We start from the raw sequence: 14767 nt of genomic DNA, 5'->3' as shown, positions 1-14767 counted from the left end.
TTGGCGCTGACGGATCCCGTACTTCGGGAACAGGCACTTGACGATGCCGAAACTCAACTCGAATCAGCCTTTGGTCGCACCCTGACCGACGCACAGATCGATCGTGTCAACGCATTGCTGGACGCACGTCGATAATCGCCAACGATTCGCGGACATCATATCTGATCTTCCAACAGCGGCCTTCGCGCCGCTGTTTTCATTTTGCGCAATTGAAACGCAACAAGACCAATCGGCCACGAACTTCGCGCTCAAGTCTAATACCAAATCGAATTTTCAAGGGGATTTCGCTGGTGCTGCGAGAGAGGATTGAACTCTCGACCTCTCCATTACCAATGGAGTGCTCTACCACTGAGCTACCGCAGCCGATTTGCGAACGCGGCGGACTTCTGCCATATCATTACCGAAATCGCAAGCAAGCAATCGCAATCTTGGCGGCAAAATATGTGTATGGCGCCAAAGCGATGTCCAATTGCGGATAAAATGGCGTTACAGTTCGGCTAAATATATGTGACAGGACATGACATCGTCGTCGAAAAACCGGAATTCTGAACAAATAAACCGTGAGAAGCGGCGTTCTGAACAATTACGGGCCAATCTGGCGCGGCGAAAACAGCAATTGCGATCGCGCCGGGCAGGTAACGCCGATGAACGCGATGAGGGAATCGTCGCAGCGACTGAAAAACCTTCCGATTCCTCCCAAGAGGAATCATGAATGGCCCCAAATCGGGTCATAAGCCTTTCTTGAACCATTTCGTGTGATGGTTTACAGCAACCGGCTCTGCAAAGAGTCTCAACGACAGGACGGGTACTTCCCCGCGAAAGTGACACAATATGGATCGCATTAAGATTGTTGGCGGTAACAAGCTCAATGGCGTCATCCCGATTTCGGGTGCCAAGAACGCGGCCTTGCCGTTGATGATCGCCTCGCTCCTCACCGATGATACGCTGACGCTCGAGAATGTGCCGCATCTCGCCGACGTTGAACAGCTTATCCGTATTCTCGGCAATCATGGCGTCGATTATTCCGTCAATGGCCGCCGCGAACGCCAGGACGGCGCCTATTCGCGCACGATCCATTTCACCGCGCGCAATATTGTCGATACGACAGCCCCCTATGAGCTTGTCTCCAAGATGCGGGCAAGCTTCTGGGTTGTTGGGCCGCTATTGGCACGCATGGGCGTAGCCACCGTGTCGCTGCCGGGTGGCTGCGCCATCGGCACCCGTCCGGTTGATCTGTTCATCGATGGCCTGCGCGCGCTTGGCGCCGACATCGAGATCGAGAACGGCTATGTCAAGGCCAGCGCCAAGACCGGCCTTGTCGGAGCCCGCTATGCCTTCCCCAAAGTTTCGGTTGGCGCGACCCATGTGCTGATGATGGCTGCAACACTCGCCAAGGGCGAGACTATTCTCGAAAACGCCGCCCAGGAACCGGAAGTCGTCAATCTTGCCGACTGCCTCAATGCTATGGGCGCGAAGGTCCGCGGCGCGGGCACGCCGACAATCACGATTGAAGGTGTGACAAGCCTTTCCGGCGCGCGCGTTCGCGTCATTCCGGATCGCATCGAGACCGGCACCTACGCTATGGCCGTCGCCATGACTGGCGGTGACGTCATTCTCGAAGGCGCCGACGCCAATCTCCTGAGCGCAGCCCTGACGACGCTCGGCCAGGCTGGTGCGGAAATTTCCGAAACCAATTCCGGCCTGCGCGTTGTTCGTAATGGCCACGGCATCATGCCGGTCGATGTGACCACGCAGCCTTTCCCCGGTTTCCCGACTGACCTGCAGGCGCAGTTCATGGGCCTGATGACCAAGGCGAAGGGGACGTCGCACATCACAGAGACCATCTTTGAAAACCGCTTCATGCATGTGCAGGAACTGGCACGGCTTGGTGCCAAGATTTCGCTCTCCGGCCAGACCGCCAAAATTGAAGGCGTCGAGCGGCTGAAGGGCGCGCCGGTCATGGCGACGGATCTGCGTGCCTCGGTCTCGCTGGTCATCGCGGGGCTTGCCGCCGAGGGCGAGACAATTGTCAACCGCGTCTATCATCTCGATCGCGGCTTCGAGCGTCTTGAGGCAAAGCTGACGCTTTGCGGCGCGGTGGTCGAACGTATCAGCGACTGATCATTTCTCAATTAAGTCCGGTCGGGAGGGACTGAATTGAGGTGGCAAATCAGTCCCTGCCTGTGTGAGGCCTGTAATATTCATCCAGTTGCGATTTTGGCTGAGAACAACCTTTGGTTCTCGCGATGTCCGTCAGAACGAGATTGCGGTTGCGCAACGCTTCCATTTCGACGCGTTCCGGTGATTTCGGATCCACAAAGAAGATCGCGGGAAACATAGACTGACCCACGCGGACGTCCTTCCATCCTCGGCTGATTCTGCCAAGAGTGGAATTCCATTTGTCTGCACTTTCCTCTAACAGGGAAAGACGCCTGGTGCCGGAGCGGCGCCACCTTTCTGACAAGTCATGCAATAGGGTAGACATGGACACTCTGAAACTCATCGCGCTTGATGAGGAAGATCTGCAAATCCTTTCCGCGCATCTGCAGGATTCTGTGCTGAAGGTGGGCGATATCGAGTACCTGGCCACCGACAAGAAGCTTGTACTCGGGGTCAACAGATTTGTCTGGGAACTCGCCGCCGACGGCAAGCGCCGCCGCAGTTTCGAGCGCCGCCGTACTGCGCTGCTTTTCGACCGGGTTAGTAGTGTCAAGGCAACCGGTATCGACCGGCGGCACACGAATGATATCCTGTCGCTTCTGGCAGTCCGCTTCATAGTGGACGACGCGCCGTCTGGGATCATTGAACTGACATTTGCGGCCGGCAAAGCCCTGCGGCTGGAAGTCGAGGCCATCGAGGCGCAGCTGACTGACCTCGGACCCTATTGGGAAACCTCGTTCAAACCAGAGCATGAAGCCTGAGGAGTATCTGACATGGCATTTGTGCTGCGACAGTCCGAACCCGATTTTGAAACCCGCTTCTCGGCGTTTCTCGCCACCAAACGCGAGGTGTCCGAAGATGTCGACCGTGCCGTCGCTGATATCATCCATCGCGTTCGCACCGAAGGCGACGCGGCGCTTGTCGATTATTCGCAGCGGTTCGACAGGATCGATCTTGTCAAGCACGGCATTGCAGTTACGTCAGCAGAGATTGATGCGGCGGTGGCTTCGGCGCCCGCCACGACGGTCGATGCATTGAAGCTCGCGCGCGATCGTATTCATTCGCACCACGCACGGCAGATGCCGCAGGATGACCGCTATACAGACGCGCTGGGCGTAGAGCTTGGCTCGCGCTGGACGGCCGTCGAATCGGTAGGGCTTTATGTGCCGGGTGGAACGGCCAGCTATCCCAGTTCGGTTCTGATGAATGCCGTCCCCGCGCAGGTCGCCGGTGTCGAGCGCGTCGTCATGGTTGTTCCCTCGCCGGAGGGCAAGCTCAACCCGCTCGTTCTGGTTGCCGCACGTCTGGCGGGTGTTTCCGAGATCTATCGGGTCGGCGGGGCGCAAGCCATTGCGGCTTTGGCCTATGGTACTAAGACAATTGCACCGGTGGCCAAGATTGTCGGCCCGGGCAATGCTTATGTGGCCGCCGCCAAGCGCCGCGTCTTCGGTACGGTCGGCATCGACATGATTGCCGGTCCGTCCGAGGTGCTGATCGTCGCTGACAGCGACAATGATCCCGACTGGATCGCAGCTGACCTCCTTGCGCAGGCTGAGCATGACAGCGCGGCGCAATCGATCCTGATCACCGACGATGAAGCGTTCGCCAACGCGGTGATCGCAGCCGTGGAGCGGCAGCTGCAGGCGCTTGCGCGAACCGAAACCGCAAGCGCCAGCTGGCGCGACTATGGCGCGGTGATTCTGGTAAAGGATCTGGAATCTTCACTGCCGCTGATCAATCGCATTGCGGCCGAGCATCTGGAGATCGCCACCGCTGACCCGGAAAGGCTTCTCGCCGGTGTGCGCAATGCCGGAGCAATCTTCCTCGGCCGTTATACACCGGAAGTCATCGGCGATTATGTGGGTGGCTCGAACCACGTTCTGCCAACGGCACGATCGGCGCGGTTCTCGTCCGGGCTTTCGGTGCTTGACTATGTGAAGCGAACCTCCATCCTGAGGCTGGGTGTCGAGCAGTTGCGCGCACTGGGTCCGGCGGCGATTGAACTCGCGCGCGCCGAAGGGCTCGATGCGCATGGCAAATCTGTCGCGATTCGGTTGAACCTATAGGAAGATAATGAAAGCGACGGGCGAAACCGATGCGCGATTGATCGATGTGGAGCTGGACGAGACCATCGGCCGCTCAACGCCGGATGTTGAGCACGAGCGTGCCGTTGCGATCTTCGATCTGATTGAAGAAAACACATTTCGCCCCGTGAATGATGAGGGGGCAGGTCCCTATCGTCTCAAGATTTCCCTGATTGAATCGCGGCTGATTTTTGCTATCTCACGCGAAAACGGCGACGATGTTGTCACTCATATCCTGTCCCTGACGCCACTGCGCAAGGTCGTGAAGGACTACTTCATGATTTGCGAGAGCTATTATGAAGCCATCCGCTCCTCCAGCCCGAGCAAGATCGAAGCCATTGATATGGGCCGAAGGGGACTGCACAATGAGGGCTCGCAGGCGCTGATGGACCGGCTCAACGGCAAGATCGAGATCGATTTCGACACGGCGCGCCGCCTCTTCACCCTGGTATGTGTGCTGCATTGGCGGGGGTAGGCGAACCAATGCAAGTCGGGCCGGAAAAACTGCCGGACGACCAGGAGCCCGCCAAAACGGCGATGCCGAGCGCGGTCTTGTTCATCTGCGGTATGAATTCCATTCGTTCGCCCATCGCCGAGACCTTGGCCCGCAGTCTTCTGCCATCGACGGTCTATATTGCCTCGGCAGGCGTCGAAAAAGGTGAGCCCGATCATTTTGTCGATGAGGTATTGCAGGAGGTTGGATTGAAACGAATTTCAACCCATCCCAAGACATTCGAGGAGCTGGAAGATCATTATTTTGATCTGATCATTACATTGTCGCCCAAGGCGCACCATATGGCACTGGAATTGACCCGAACGACATCCGTGCACGTAGAATACTGGCCGACACCCGATCCAACGCTTGTGCGCGGGCGGCGTAACCAGATACTGGATGCCTATCGGGATGTTCGGGAGCATCTGAAACATCACATTCAGGAACGTTTCAATCAGCCGGTCTGATCGTCTTTTCTGTCGCGCACATTTGCATCGAACTCCCTTGTTCACAAATGGTGCGCAATACTATAGGTTCCGCCCAAAATTGCGGTCGAGCACGGCCACAAATTGCCTCATCGGAGATAGAACTACGCATGGCGAAAGAAGAAGTACTAGAGTTTCCTGGCCTCGTGACGGAGCTGTTGCCCAACGCGATGTTTCGGGTAAAGCTCGAAAATGATCATGAAATTATCGCTCACACGGCAGGCCGCATGCGCAAGAACCGCATTCGCGTTCTCGCCGGCGACAAGGTCCTTGTCGAAATGACCCCTTACGACCTGACCAAGGGCCGTATCACCTATCGTTTCAAATAATCAGCTCCGCCGGATCCATCCGCAGGAAAACTCCTTCATGAGCGATCAGCCCAAATTCGTTCTTGCATCCGGCTCGCCGCGCCGTCTGGCGCTTTTGAGCCAGATCGGCATAGAACCCGATCGCCTGCTCTCGGCCGATGTGGATGAAACCCCGCTGCGGGCCGAACATCCGCGATCGCTGGCGCGCCGTTTGTCGCGTCAGAAAGCCGAGAAGATAGCTGAAGAGCTGAAGAACGATGTGGAACTGGGCGAGGCCTATATCGTCGCGGCCGATACGGTTGTGGCTGTAGGCCGGCGCGTTCTGCCGAAGGCGGAAATCCTCGACGATGCGACTGCCTGCCTGCGGCTGCTTTCTGGCCGTTCGCACCGCGTCTATACGGGGCTGTGCCTCATTACGCCTAAGGGCAAGCTGCGTCAGGACCTGATTGAAACACGCGTTCGCTTCAAACGTCTTTCGCGCGAGGAGCTGGAGAGTTATCTTGCCTCCGGCGAATGGCGCGGCAAGGCAGGTGGCTACGCGATTCAGGGGCTCGCTGGCGGCTTTGTCGTCAAGCTGGTTGGCTCCTATAGCAATGTGGTCGGCCTGCCGCTCTATGAGACCGCCAGCCTTTTGCATGGGGAAGGCTATCCGGTCTATGCCAACTGGCAATCTTCAGGACATTAAACGGACCGATCAGTTGACTGACGATAAAAAAAGCCCGGCGAATGTGACGCCCTTACGGCCGACACGCCCTTGCCCGGAATGCAAGCGTCCTTCCCAGCGCGAACATTATCCCTTCTGCTCTGCACGCTGCCGCAATATCGACCTCAACCGCTGGTTGACTGGCGCCTATGTCCTGCCCGCCGTCGAAAGTGCTGACGACAGCGACGATGAACAGGAAAGCTGAGACTTTTCACTTTCTCTTCATCTGATACCGCTAGCGTCTGGCGATGGTTCAAGTCAGGACATCGTCATGAAAATCGCAATAGTCGGTACCGGCTTCGTTGCCGATTACTACATGACGACGCTCCCCAACCACCCGCAACTGGTGCTCGGCGGTGTTTACGACCGCGACCCGCTACGCCTGAAACAATTTGCCGATTATTACAAGGTCGCCACTTATCCGGACTTCGAAGCAGTTCTTGCCGATGGCGAGGTCGGCATTGTCGTTAATCTGACGACCCCCGAAAATCATTACTCCCTGTCGAAGCAGGCGCTAGAGGCTGGCAAACATGTCTATTGCGAAAAGCCGCTCGCCATGCGCTACGAAGAGGCCGCTGAGCTTGTCGCCATTGCCGAGCGTCAGGATCTTGTCCTTGCCTCTGCTCCTGCCATTGCGCTGAGCGCGGCACATAGGCTTGTCGATACAACGCTCGGTAGTATCGGCAAGCCGCGGCTGGTTTATGCCGAGATGGAGGACGGGCCGGTCTTCCGCGCTAACTGGCAGGAATGGCGCTCCGTCTCCGGCGCACGCTGGCCGGGGCTGCATGAATTCGAAGTCGGCTGCACCCTTGAACATGCGGGTTACGCATTGTCCTGGCTCGTATCACTGTTCGGGGCGGTCGAAAGCCTTTCGGCGCTCTCGGCGCTGACCTTTCCCAATAAGGGGCCGGGAACGGAGACCACCACTATGGCGCCGGATTTTTCCGTAGGGTGCCTGATGTTCCGCTCAGGTGTGATCGCGCGCCTGACATGCGGCCTCGCCGCGCCGCGCGACCGCTCGTTGACGATCCTCGGCGATAAGGGGAGCCTGATTGTTGGCGATCTCTGGGATCACCACTCGCCCGTCTATCTTGAGACGGCTGCAGAAGGCCGCACATTGCGTACAAAACTCGCCGAGCAGCTTGAGGCCCATCTGCAGCGCTTCTTGTCCGGCAAGCCACTGCCCGGTCGCAAACTCGCCTATGAGCGTTCGGCACGCCTGGTCAAACTTCCGGCCTATCCATCGCAGATCGATTTCGCCGGGGGAATCGCTGCGCAAGCCGGCGCTATCGAAAAGGGCATGCCGCTGTTCTCATCAGGCAAGGTGGCGCTGCACATCACCGAACTTGCCCTTGCACTCAACAATGCTGGTTCGCTCCCCCAACCCTACCGGCTGCAGAGTACATTCTAAAGCTTGATCACCCGCTGCGTTGCCGGCTGTGACAGCACCATGTTGATAGCGCGCAGGGCGTTGATGCTGTCTGACATCGGCATGATCGCGGAAGTTGTGTCACCCTTGCGGATCGCCTCCATCACGGCCATCGCCTCGAATTGCAGGCCGCTACCTTCGAACAGATATTCCTCGACCTGGCGTCCCGGTACCGGGAGCCGGTCAAGCAGCTTGCCGATGAAGCCCGTGGGTCCGGGCAACGGCCCGAATGGCGGTGTCAGCGCAAAGCCATGATAGATCGTCAGGCGCTGGGCTTTGAGGAATGGCGCGTTCAAACGAATCGCGCCTTTGGTGCCTTCAATGACGAAATGATTGGTGCCGTCCACGTCGAAGCCGCAGGAGAGGTGCGCTTCCGCCTCGTCATAATGCAGTGTGATTTCCGAGCGCATATCGACGCCGTTCGGCGCGGCATGCCACAGGCCTGACACCTTCTGCGGCTGGCCAAGGAAGTGCATGGCGAGAGACACGCAATAGACGCCGAGATCAAGGCTGGCGCCGCCACCGAGCAAACGGCTGAAAAAGCGGCTCTCCGGCTCGTATTCGTGCTTATAGGCGAGTTCCGCTGTGATCTTGCGGATTGTACCGATCTCTCCCGCGTCGACCTTGGCCTTGGCCGCAATGACGGCTGGCAGGAACCGCGTCCACAGCGCCTCCATGGCAAAGACATTGACCCGCGTCGCCTCCCGCTGGATCACCGAGGCTTCCGTGTGGGACGGGGCGAGAGGTTTTTCGGTGAGGATCGCCTTGCCCGAACGCACCGACTTCAGCGCCTGCGCCAGGTGAAGCGAATTGGGTGTGGCGATATAGACGGCATCGATCGATGGATCGGCCATGAAAGAATCAAGATCGGAATAGGCTCTGCGGCTGCCGCATGCCTCGCGAAAACTTTCAGCAATGGCCATGGTGCGCGAATGGTTTGCCACCAGCACTGCGTCAGGCACCAGTGCGAGATCGCCGGCGAATCGCCGCGCGATTTCCCCGCTGCCAATGATTCCCCAGCCAAAAGCCCCGCCCTTGGCCTCTTTCTCCCCCAATTCATCCATATGAACCGAATCCCGTCTCCAACAGCATCAACAAACGCATCAATGCATGCCCTTTGCAAGAGGCAGAAAAACGGCAAAAAATTCGTGAGTTGATGCTGGACAGCACGATTTTTAGTGTTATAACCCACGCGCTTCTGACGGAAAGCCAACCCCGTCGAAAGGCTTGCCGGATAACGGAAACGCCGCGAAGTGCCCAGATAGCTCAGTTGGTAGAGCAGCGGATTGAAAATCCGCGTGTCCGTGGTTCGAATCCGCGTCTGGGCACCACTTTTCTTTCAATGATTTCAAGTAGTTATGCAGTTTTGGGTGACGCCAAAAATAGGCATGTTGCATGCATGTTGCATGAAATTACCAAGCATTTTCAATGTCTACAAAAAAGTGACGGGAAATACGTGCAACATGGATGCAACATGGAACGCCAAAAATGTTCCACTTTTGTTCCGGGTAAGCCATCCTACCCCCCATCCCTCGAATCGCGCTCCACGGCCCGCCGTGTGGCAAGGAAGTGGCATCCGGCAGGCATTAATCCATCCTCAATGCCCTTGCGGCATGTTGACCCCATGAATGACACCGAACGCAAACAAACGGAAAATACAGTGCGCTTTTTTCGATGGATGGCTGTCTCCCATCTCATCGTGCTCAACATGCTTGCGTATATGTCGTTAAGGACGAACCGGTTTGGATAGGTCCAGCGCTCGCGGCTTCTGTATGGGGATTGTGCTTTCATTTTTATCGGCTCAGTCGCAAGTACCAAGCCATGCTGGATAAGGGTTTAGCGCTCAGCCCGCCGCCGTGCGGCAAGCGGCGCTGACAGGCATTAATCCATCCTCAATGTGTTTGCGGCATATACTGGCCGCCATGCAAGATATCTTGAGAAAGCACGCGTTGTTCTTATGTGCACTCGCGCTGACAGGATGCCAAACCAAACCGCCGCTAGAGCAAATGTCGTATAGTGAATTGGGGCAACTTGCTGGGCAAATCCAGCAAACATGCATTGCCCAAGGCAACACGCTAGATACGCCCGAATATAAGGTCTGCACGCTGCAGGAAATAAGCCGACAGCAGTATGCCAGGCAAACCGGCAGCGACAGACCGCTATAGCAGGTGTTGTAAGAGGTTCGCGCTCAGCGGCCCGCTGTGACCGAATGCGGTAGCATCTGGAGACGTGAGCCTGCATTAAAACTTTAGCGAAGTGGTGAACCTAGCTTTAGTCCCTCGTGGGTAAGATGCAACGATGGTCAAACAAGGTTGGGCGCTGCTAAAAGAATCATTGAGAACCACTGCCGTCACGGTCGGGTTGATCGTGTTGGCTTTCATCTGCTTGATGGTCACCGCAGGGTTCTTCAACGCCTCAAGAATGTCCGCCTTCCTCATATATCTGGCAATATATTTGGTGGGTGCGTTGCCGCTCGGTTTGGGCGTCTTTTTCAGCATCGTCAAGGCGGCGACCGGTCGATTGGATTGCTTTTTATGCTCGTTGGGTACGCCCTGAGCTTTCTAATGCATAAGAATGGCCAGTTTTATCTCAGCAAGCTGGACGAGGAATCGACGGGCGAATTTCCGGCAAATTTGCAGGAAGTTATTATTTGCCTTCCCCCCGCAGCATCGCGATGGCGCGGTAGATTTCCGTCAGGCCCCATCCGGCCCGATAGGCTTCAAGGACCAGCGGCTGAATATCGGCATCGGGGGCAAGTCTGGCGACCCGTGAGCGCAGCGTCGCGCATAGATCAAACTCTCTGGCCTCATAGAAGCCGGTTTGCGCCGGTGCCGTTATCGGCCTGAGCGGCTTGCCGGAAAGATGGTTGATTGTCGGCATCGGAGGATTGTATCCAAACTGGGGCCAATTGGCACAGTTTAAATTTACCGCCGCGCTGGCGCCGTGCCCGCCAGCAAGCCGCCGGACGGTCGGCTTCGACAAAAACGTCTGCGCGGCGATCTCCGACCGCGTCATCCCGGCGCGAGGTTCGAGCCCCTCAATCATGACAGCGAGTTTCTCGGCGATGTTTGGCACGAGAGGAAAATACTTGCGTCGCGAATTTACTGCAACTTTCAGCATTGGCAGGACGTTCCCGATCGTTCACGCTATTTAAACGCAAAGTTGCAATCCTGTCGATTGAATCGAAAGTCCAGGGAATGAAGTTTGCGAGTATCGTCAAAGGTCTTCTTTCGTTCCTAATTCTGACCGCGATATTCATTGCGATTGCTATCAAGTATTCGATAGCCGAGACCAGCTTTCAATGCAACGGTGAGATATCTGGGGAAAGTTCGACTATTTTCATAAAACTTGGCGAGTACAAATGGTGGGTCCACCTTTGGAGTAATTCGGATGGTGATTTGAAGCTGGAAATACCAAACAGGTATTACGATTATTACTCACCACTTACCGAAGTCGGCGATCAACTCCAGATATGGGATCGAGAAAAACAACGTGGCAACTTTTCTAAGCTGAGCAACGCGCTTACTCTAGACACTGCGACCGGCGTGTTTAAGGGAACATGCACGAGAATGCATGATCGATAAGATCGTCTCGCGCTGGTTTGACTCTAATTCCTCAACGCCTTTGCGGCATGCTGGCAGCATGATGACGGACCATCCAGACTTTCTCTTCACGAAATACATTGAGAAGGCCGCGTTCGATACCCCGCACAAGCGTCGAGGACAAGGATTACCAGGTGCCGTTCTCCTTCAACGGGAACATTGCAAAACTGGAAGTGGCGCTGCAACCTTAGTGCGGCCACGGCGGCCTTCGGGTCGCCGGTTCCATTTAGGCTGGATTGAGAGCCATTCGCATGGCTCGTTCTATCCGCCGTGTTTCCTTGTCCCTGCAATGCGCCGAAATGTCGCTGAACCGATAATCGGTCAAGAAAACTGGCGAACGACTAACGCGTTATATCCGCATCAAGTTTTTCTGCCCAAAATTAGTTTCCAGCCGAAAGAAACCGGTTTCACTCTGGGATCGAATATTTGAAATTGTAGTATTCCTGTTACGTAAGCCGGACATTCTCGCCATCGGCACCATTTTTCGCGAATTTTTGTTCGGCCCCATTTTCCCCGTTTAACGTGCCGGAAATTATGGCGGTTCAGTGCTTTTCGCGCTAAAAAAGGCGGTTAAGACTGGAGCAACTTAATTCGTATTTATTAGACTTTTTGCTGATGCCCCCTATAGAGAACTACTTCAAGCTATAGTAGAGTTAAATTGCAAGGCGCATGATATCAACTGAAATAGCAGGGCATTCGCATACAGAAACTTAAATAGAATCCGGGGTTTAAGTCGGAATGAAGCTGGCGGTTTTTGGAGAGGCAACTGTTAGTCTGGGCGGGCAACTGGTCCCGCGCGTACCCGCGAATTTTCTTCGCATAATCGTCTATTTGCTCCTCGCAAATGACAACCATTCTGTTTCCCGTGGAAAGCTTTCGCAGGTTCTCTGGTCCGATACGGATCAGGCGCACGCTTCCATGAATTTGCGCCAGAGTCTCGCGCGCATTCGCAAGTTCCAGGAACAATACGGACTGAACCTGATCGAAGGCGACGCGAGTTATGTCTATCTCAACCTGTCGCAGGTGAAGGCTGAGCTACTCAGCATCGATCTGCTCGAATATATCAATCTTGCGCGCAAGGGCGATATCGAGTCCGTCCTTGGCATGTGCGAGCTTTATACTGGCGATCTCCTCGGTCAGAACGAAACGCAGAATTCCGATTTCGACGAGTGGCTGGATGTGGAGCGCGTCAGGCTGCGCGACGATCTGATTACCATGCTTTTGAGCATGGTTAACCGCCAGACCGGTGTCAGCATTGATGAGAAGCGCCAATGCGCTCGCAAGCTGATCGAGATTGATCCCTATCAGGAAGTCGGCTACCGCACCTTGATGCAGACGGCATCGCAGCTCGGCCTTATCGCCAAGGTCGAGCGGACCTTCCGCGAATGCACGAGACGGTTGCGGGATGATCTTGACGTCGAGCCGGAAGACGAAACGGTCGAGCTCTATCAGCAACTTTTGCCCAAGCTGTCGACGACGACGACGCGCGCGCTCATCATGGCGCAACCAAGCAGTTCGCTCCGCGGCAATGGCGTCGAGATTGAACTGCCCCATTCAATCCATGCCGCACATCAGGTCGAGCAGAACCGGCAGGCCGGCCTGCCGAGAGTCATCGTCCTCTATCTGCCGCACAACGCAGCAGATCCGATGGAACAGCTTGCCGCCTCGCTGGTCGACGATATCACCATCGGGCTTTGCCGCCTGCGCACGCTGTCCGTCGTCGCGCCCTATACGTCGAGCAGGGTGGTGACTGAATCACCCATCGACAGCTTCGACGGGCTTAATGAACAGTTCGGTGTGAATTATGTCGTCGACAGCAAGATTGTGCGCCGCGATGGCTTCTGTTTCCTGTCGGTGAAGCTGATCGATGTCGCCACTCGGGAAATCGTCTGGGCCGAGAAACAGAAGTTCGATTATGTCCTGCCAGAACAGCAATACCGCCAGCTGTCGATCCGCATCATCCTGTCTGTCGTCTCGGTCATCGAGAAGGCGGAACTCGACCGCTACAACAGGCTGTTCCAGGATCCGAATGCCTACTACTGGTATCTGGTTGGGAAAAGGGATTTTGAAAAGCTCGACCTTGGGAAATTACGCCAGGCACGCCAATCCTTCAAGAATGCGTTGACCGCCTCACCGGATTTCGTGCCGGCGCTCAGCGGTATCGCACGAACCATGCAACGGGAATGGCTGGTTCTGGCACGCAGCGACAACGATATTCTGCTTGAAGGCGAGCAGATCGCCAAGCGCGCTGCACCGGCTGACCCCGATGATGAGCGGCCCTTGCGGGAACTCGGGACCATCAGCATGTATCTTGGCAAATTTGACGAGAGCTTGGAATATTTCGACCAAGGTTCATCTTTGAATCCACAACATGCCGACCTTCTTGCCGATTATGCTGATGCCCTAACTCACTACGGGGCTCTCGAAGAAGCGCTTGAGAAAATTCGGCAAGCGATCGCCCACAACCCGCTGGCCCCAGACTATTATTACTGGGTTGGAGGCGGCGCATTGCACAATCTTGAACGTCACTCGGAAGCGATAGCCCTTCTGGAGCAGATGAAAAACCCGCGCGCAGCCGCTCGATTGATTGCGGCCTGCTGGGCCATGCTGGGTGAGCGGGAAAAGGCAACCGAGTACAGGAACTACGCGCTGGAGGACAATCCCAATTTTCGAATTGACGACTGGATTAAAGGGTTGGGCGTCAGACTGCCCGAACAGCGCCAAAGATACGAAGCGTCCCTGCGTCAAGCAGGGTTCCAATAATTCTCAATACTGAACCTCAACAAAAGGACCCCCTGCATGGCGAAGTATTTCATAGTCGGTGAGACCGGAAGTGATGATTTGTGGCTGATCGATGTGGATAAGCGTACCGTAGAACCGTTGACACAAGCGGCGCTTAATAATTCACAAGCTGCCAATCCTGATTCTGTGCAGATCCTAAATAAGGCACGAAAGAACGGTATCGCGACAATCAAGGGCGTAGACACAGCCATCGCTACCAATAGTCGTTCCGATATTGAGGCCCAAATGTTCTCCGGTGACCCCGAGCCGGAGTAAAAAATAAATAAAAATATATGCTGAAATTGAAGATGAAGTGAATCTTCTTCTTGATCTGAAATAGAATCGTCATACCTTTGCCATGTGGGCTCTCCTTCGTAGAAAGGTTATTCGCATGGCAAAGTTTTACATCATCGATGATCCGGAAACCAACAAGCTCTGGCTTGTGGATATGGAAACACGTAGCGCCGAGTGTCTCGATCGAGACGTGATCGGTTCCTTGGGACTGGCAGGCCATGAATTTTTGAGTTCGATCAGCAGCTTGACCGGTAACGGCGTAACTGCGGGTCATGGTCGCAGTGATCCATCGGACCGAGCTTTCTCGTTCGATGGCCGTAGTGATCCGTCGGACCGGGCGTTTTCCGCCGATAGCCGCAGCGATCCGTCTGACCGGGCCTTCTCGTTTGATGGCCGTAGCGATCCATCGGATCGGGCCTTCTCGTTTG

17 protein-coding genes and 2 tRNA genes are annotated in these 14767 nt (G+C 55.7%); 16 read left to right on the top strand and 3 right to left on the bottom strand.

Annotated features, from left to right (window positions below):
* Positions 1-288 precede the first annotated feature (288 nt).
* A tRNA-Thr gene (locus AAAC48_RS03330) sits at positions 289-363 on the bottom strand.
* Between the two features lie 154 nt (positions 364-517).
* Here AAAC48_RS03330 and AAAC48_RS03325 point away from each other — a divergent pair.
* From AAAC48_RS03325 to AAAC48_RS03280, 10 genes are all read left to right on the top strand, one after another.
* Complete coding sequence (locus tag AAAC48_RS03325; RefSeq protein ID WP_340652808.1) at positions 518-712, top strand: hypothetical protein; 195 nt, start codon at positions 518-520, stop codon at positions 710-712.
* A 119-nt stretch (positions 713-831) separates the two neighbouring features.
* On the top strand, positions 832-2121 hold the full coding sequence (murA, locus tag AAAC48_RS03320) for a UDP-N-acetylglucosamine 1-carboxyvinyltransferase (RefSeq protein ID WP_340652807.1): 1290 nt from the start codon (positions 832-834) through the stop codon (positions 2119-2121).
* A 362-nt stretch (positions 2122-2483) separates the two neighbouring features.
* Positions 2484-2921 (top strand): DUF2948 family protein, encoded by a 438-nt coding sequence (locus AAAC48_RS03315; protein ID WP_340652806.1) that lies wholly within the window; start codon positions 2484-2486, stop codon positions 2919-2921.
* Between the two features lie 12 nt (positions 2922-2933).
* A complete protein-coding gene (gene hisD, locus AAAC48_RS03310) occupies positions 2934-4226 on the top strand; it encodes a histidinol dehydrogenase (protein WP_340652805.1) in 1293 nt (430 codons plus the stop codon).
* 7 nt (positions 4227-4233) lie between these two features.
* Positions 4234-4719: a UPF0262 family protein gene (locus AAAC48_RS03305; protein ID WP_340652804.1), complete on the top strand. Its 486-nt coding sequence runs from the start codon at positions 4234-4236 to the stop codon at positions 4717-4719.
* An 8-nt stretch (positions 4720-4727) separates the two neighbouring features.
* A complete protein-coding gene (locus AAAC48_RS03300; protein WP_340652803.1) occupies positions 4728-5204 on the top strand; it encodes a low molecular weight phosphatase family protein in 477 nt (158 codons plus the stop codon).
* Positions 5205-5332: 128 nt separating this feature from the next.
* The gene (gene infA, locus AAAC48_RS03295) at positions 5333-5551 is read left to right on the top strand and encodes a translation initiation factor IF-1 (RefSeq protein WP_008122731.1); all 219 of its coding nucleotides are present in this window, start codon (positions 5333-5335) and stop codon (positions 5549-5551) included.
* A 37-nt stretch (positions 5552-5588) separates the two neighbouring features.
* Positions 5589-6215, top strand: coding sequence for a Maf-like protein (locus tag AAAC48_RS03290; protein ID WP_340652802.1), 627 nt, complete (start codon positions 5589-5591; stop codon positions 6213-6215).
* Between the two features lie 13 nt (positions 6216-6228).
* A complete protein-coding gene (gene yacG, locus AAAC48_RS03285) occupies positions 6229-6438 on the top strand; it encodes a DNA gyrase inhibitor YacG (RefSeq protein ID WP_340652801.1) in 210 nt (69 codons plus the stop codon).
* 66 nt (positions 6439-6504) lie between these two features.
* On the top strand, positions 6505-7644 hold the full coding sequence (locus tag AAAC48_RS03280) for a Gfo/Idh/MocA family oxidoreductase (RefSeq protein WP_340652800.1): 1140 nt from the start codon (positions 6505-6507) through the stop codon (positions 7642-7644).
* On the opposite strand, the gene AAAC48_RS03275 is transcribed toward AAAC48_RS03280, so the two are convergent.
* Positions 7641-8726: a Gfo/Idh/MocA family oxidoreductase gene (locus AAAC48_RS03275; RefSeq protein WP_340652799.1), complete on the bottom strand. Its 1086-nt coding sequence runs from the start codon at positions 8724-8726 to the stop codon at positions 7641-7643. The genes AAAC48_RS03280 and AAAC48_RS03275 overlap by 4 nt on opposite strands.
* A 191-nt stretch (positions 8727-8917) precedes the next feature.
* Between AAAC48_RS03275 and AAAC48_RS03270 the strand changes: the two genes are divergently transcribed.
* Together AAAC48_RS03270 and AAAC48_RS03265 are read left to right on the top strand one after the other, a co-directional pair.
* A tRNA-Phe gene (locus tag AAAC48_RS03270) sits at positions 8918-8993 on the top strand.
* A 967-nt stretch (positions 8994-9960) separates the two neighbouring features.
* Entirely contained in the window at positions 9961-10218 is a 258-nt protein-coding gene (locus AAAC48_RS03265) for a hypothetical protein (RefSeq protein WP_340652798.1), read from the top strand.
* A gap of 90 nt (positions 10219-10308) precedes the next feature.
* On the opposite strand, the gene AAAC48_RS03260 is transcribed toward AAAC48_RS03265, so the two are convergent.
* A complete protein-coding gene (locus AAAC48_RS03260; RefSeq protein WP_340652797.1) occupies positions 10309-10782 on the bottom strand; it encodes a hypothetical protein in 474 nt (157 codons plus the stop codon).
* Between the two features lie 453 nt (positions 10783-11235).
* Here AAAC48_RS03260 and AAAC48_RS03255 point away from each other — a divergent pair, with 453 nt between their 5' ends.
* The 4 genes from AAAC48_RS03255 to AAAC48_RS03240 all read left to right on the top strand — a co-directional run.
* Positions 11236-11694 carry a hypothetical protein gene (locus tag AAAC48_RS03255; protein WP_340652796.1) on the top strand — a complete coding sequence of 153 codons (459 nt, stop codon included), beginning with the start codon at positions 11236-11238 and terminating at the stop codon, positions 11692-11694.
* A 488-nt stretch (positions 11695-12182) separates the two neighbouring features.
* Positions 12183-14027 carry a BTAD domain-containing putative transcriptional regulator gene (locus tag AAAC48_RS03250; RefSeq protein WP_340652795.1) on the top strand — a complete coding sequence of 615 codons (1845 nt, stop codon included), beginning with the start codon at positions 12183-12185 and terminating at the stop codon, positions 14025-14027.
* Between the two features lie 36 nt (positions 14028-14063).
* A complete protein-coding gene (locus AAAC48_RS03245; RefSeq protein ID WP_340652794.1) occupies positions 14064-14321 on the top strand; it encodes a hypothetical protein in 258 nt (85 codons plus the stop codon).
* A 115-nt stretch (positions 14322-14436) separates the two neighbouring features.
* The coding region (locus AAAC48_RS03240; protein WP_340652793.1) for a hypothetical protein at positions 14437-14767 on the top strand (331 nt) is incomplete at its 3' end.

The sequence above is a fragment of the Phyllobacterium sp. genome (genome assembly GCF_037994405.1).
Classification (GTDB): Bacteria; Pseudomonadota; Alphaproteobacteria; order Rhizobiales; family Rhizobiaceae; genus Phyllobacterium.
Note: the sequence above shows the minus strand (reverse complement) of the source record. Positions and strands in the feature narration are given on the sequence as shown.

What these genes read in the sequence shown, in the direction of transcription:
- AAAC48_RS03300 (WP_340652803.1), top strand. Translation starts at nt 4,728, where the DNA reads ATGCAAGTCGGGCCGGAAAAACTGCCGGACGACCAGGAGCCCGCCAAA.
- murA (WP_340652807.1), top strand. Translation starts at nt 832, where the DNA reads ATGGATCGCATTAAGATTGTTGGCGGTAACAAGCTCAATGGCGTCATC.
- AAAC48_RS03275 (WP_340652799.1), bottom strand. Translation starts at nt 8,726, where the DNA reads ATGGATGAATTGGGGGAGAAAGAGGCCAAGGGCGGGGCTTTTGGCTGG.
- AAAC48_RS03280 (WP_340652800.1), top strand. Translation starts at nt 6,505, where the DNA reads ATGAAAATCGCAATAGTCGGTACCGGCTTCGTTGCCGATTACTACATG.
- hisD (WP_340652805.1), top strand. Translation starts at nt 2,934, where the DNA reads ATGGCATTTGTGCTGCGACAGTCCGAACCCGATTTTGAAACCCGCTTC.
- AAAC48_RS03290 (WP_340652802.1), top strand. Translation starts at nt 5,589, where the DNA reads ATGAGCGATCAGCCCAAATTCGTTCTTGCATCCGGCTCGCCGCGCCGT.
- infA (WP_008122731.1), top strand. Translation starts at nt 5,333, where the DNA reads ATGGCGAAAGAAGAAGTACTAGAGTTTCCTGGCCTCGTGACGGAGCTG.
- AAAC48_RS03250 (WP_340652795.1), top strand. Translation starts at nt 12,183, where the DNA reads ATGAATTTGCGCCAGAGTCTCGCGCGCATTCGCAAGTTCCAGGAACAA.
- AAAC48_RS03305 (WP_340652804.1), top strand. Translation starts at nt 4,234, where the DNA reads ATGAAAGCGACGGGCGAAACCGATGCGCGATTGATCGATGTGGAGCTG.
- AAAC48_RS03265 (WP_340652798.1), top strand. Translation starts at nt 9,961, where the DNA reads ATGGTCAAACAAGGTTGGGCGCTGCTAAAAGAATCATTGAGAACCACT.
- AAAC48_RS03260 (WP_340652797.1), bottom strand. Translation starts at nt 10,782, where the DNA reads ATGCTGAAAGTTGCAGTAAATTCGCGACGCAAGTATTTTCCTCTCGTG.
- AAAC48_RS03325 (WP_340652808.1), top strand. Translation starts at nt 518, where the DNA reads ATGACATCGTCGTCGAAAAACCGGAATTCTGAACAAATAAACCGTGAG.
- AAAC48_RS03315 (WP_340652806.1), top strand. Translation starts at nt 2,484, where the DNA reads ATGGACACTCTGAAACTCATCGCGCTTGATGAGGAAGATCTGCAAATC.
- AAAC48_RS03245 (WP_340652794.1), top strand. Translation starts at nt 14,064, where the DNA reads ATGGCGAAGTATTTCATAGTCGGTGAGACCGGAAGTGATGATTTGTGG.
- AAAC48_RS03255 (WP_340652796.1), top strand. Translation starts at nt 11,236, where the DNA reads ATGATCGATAAGATCGTCTCGCGCTGGTTTGACTCTAATTCCTCAACG.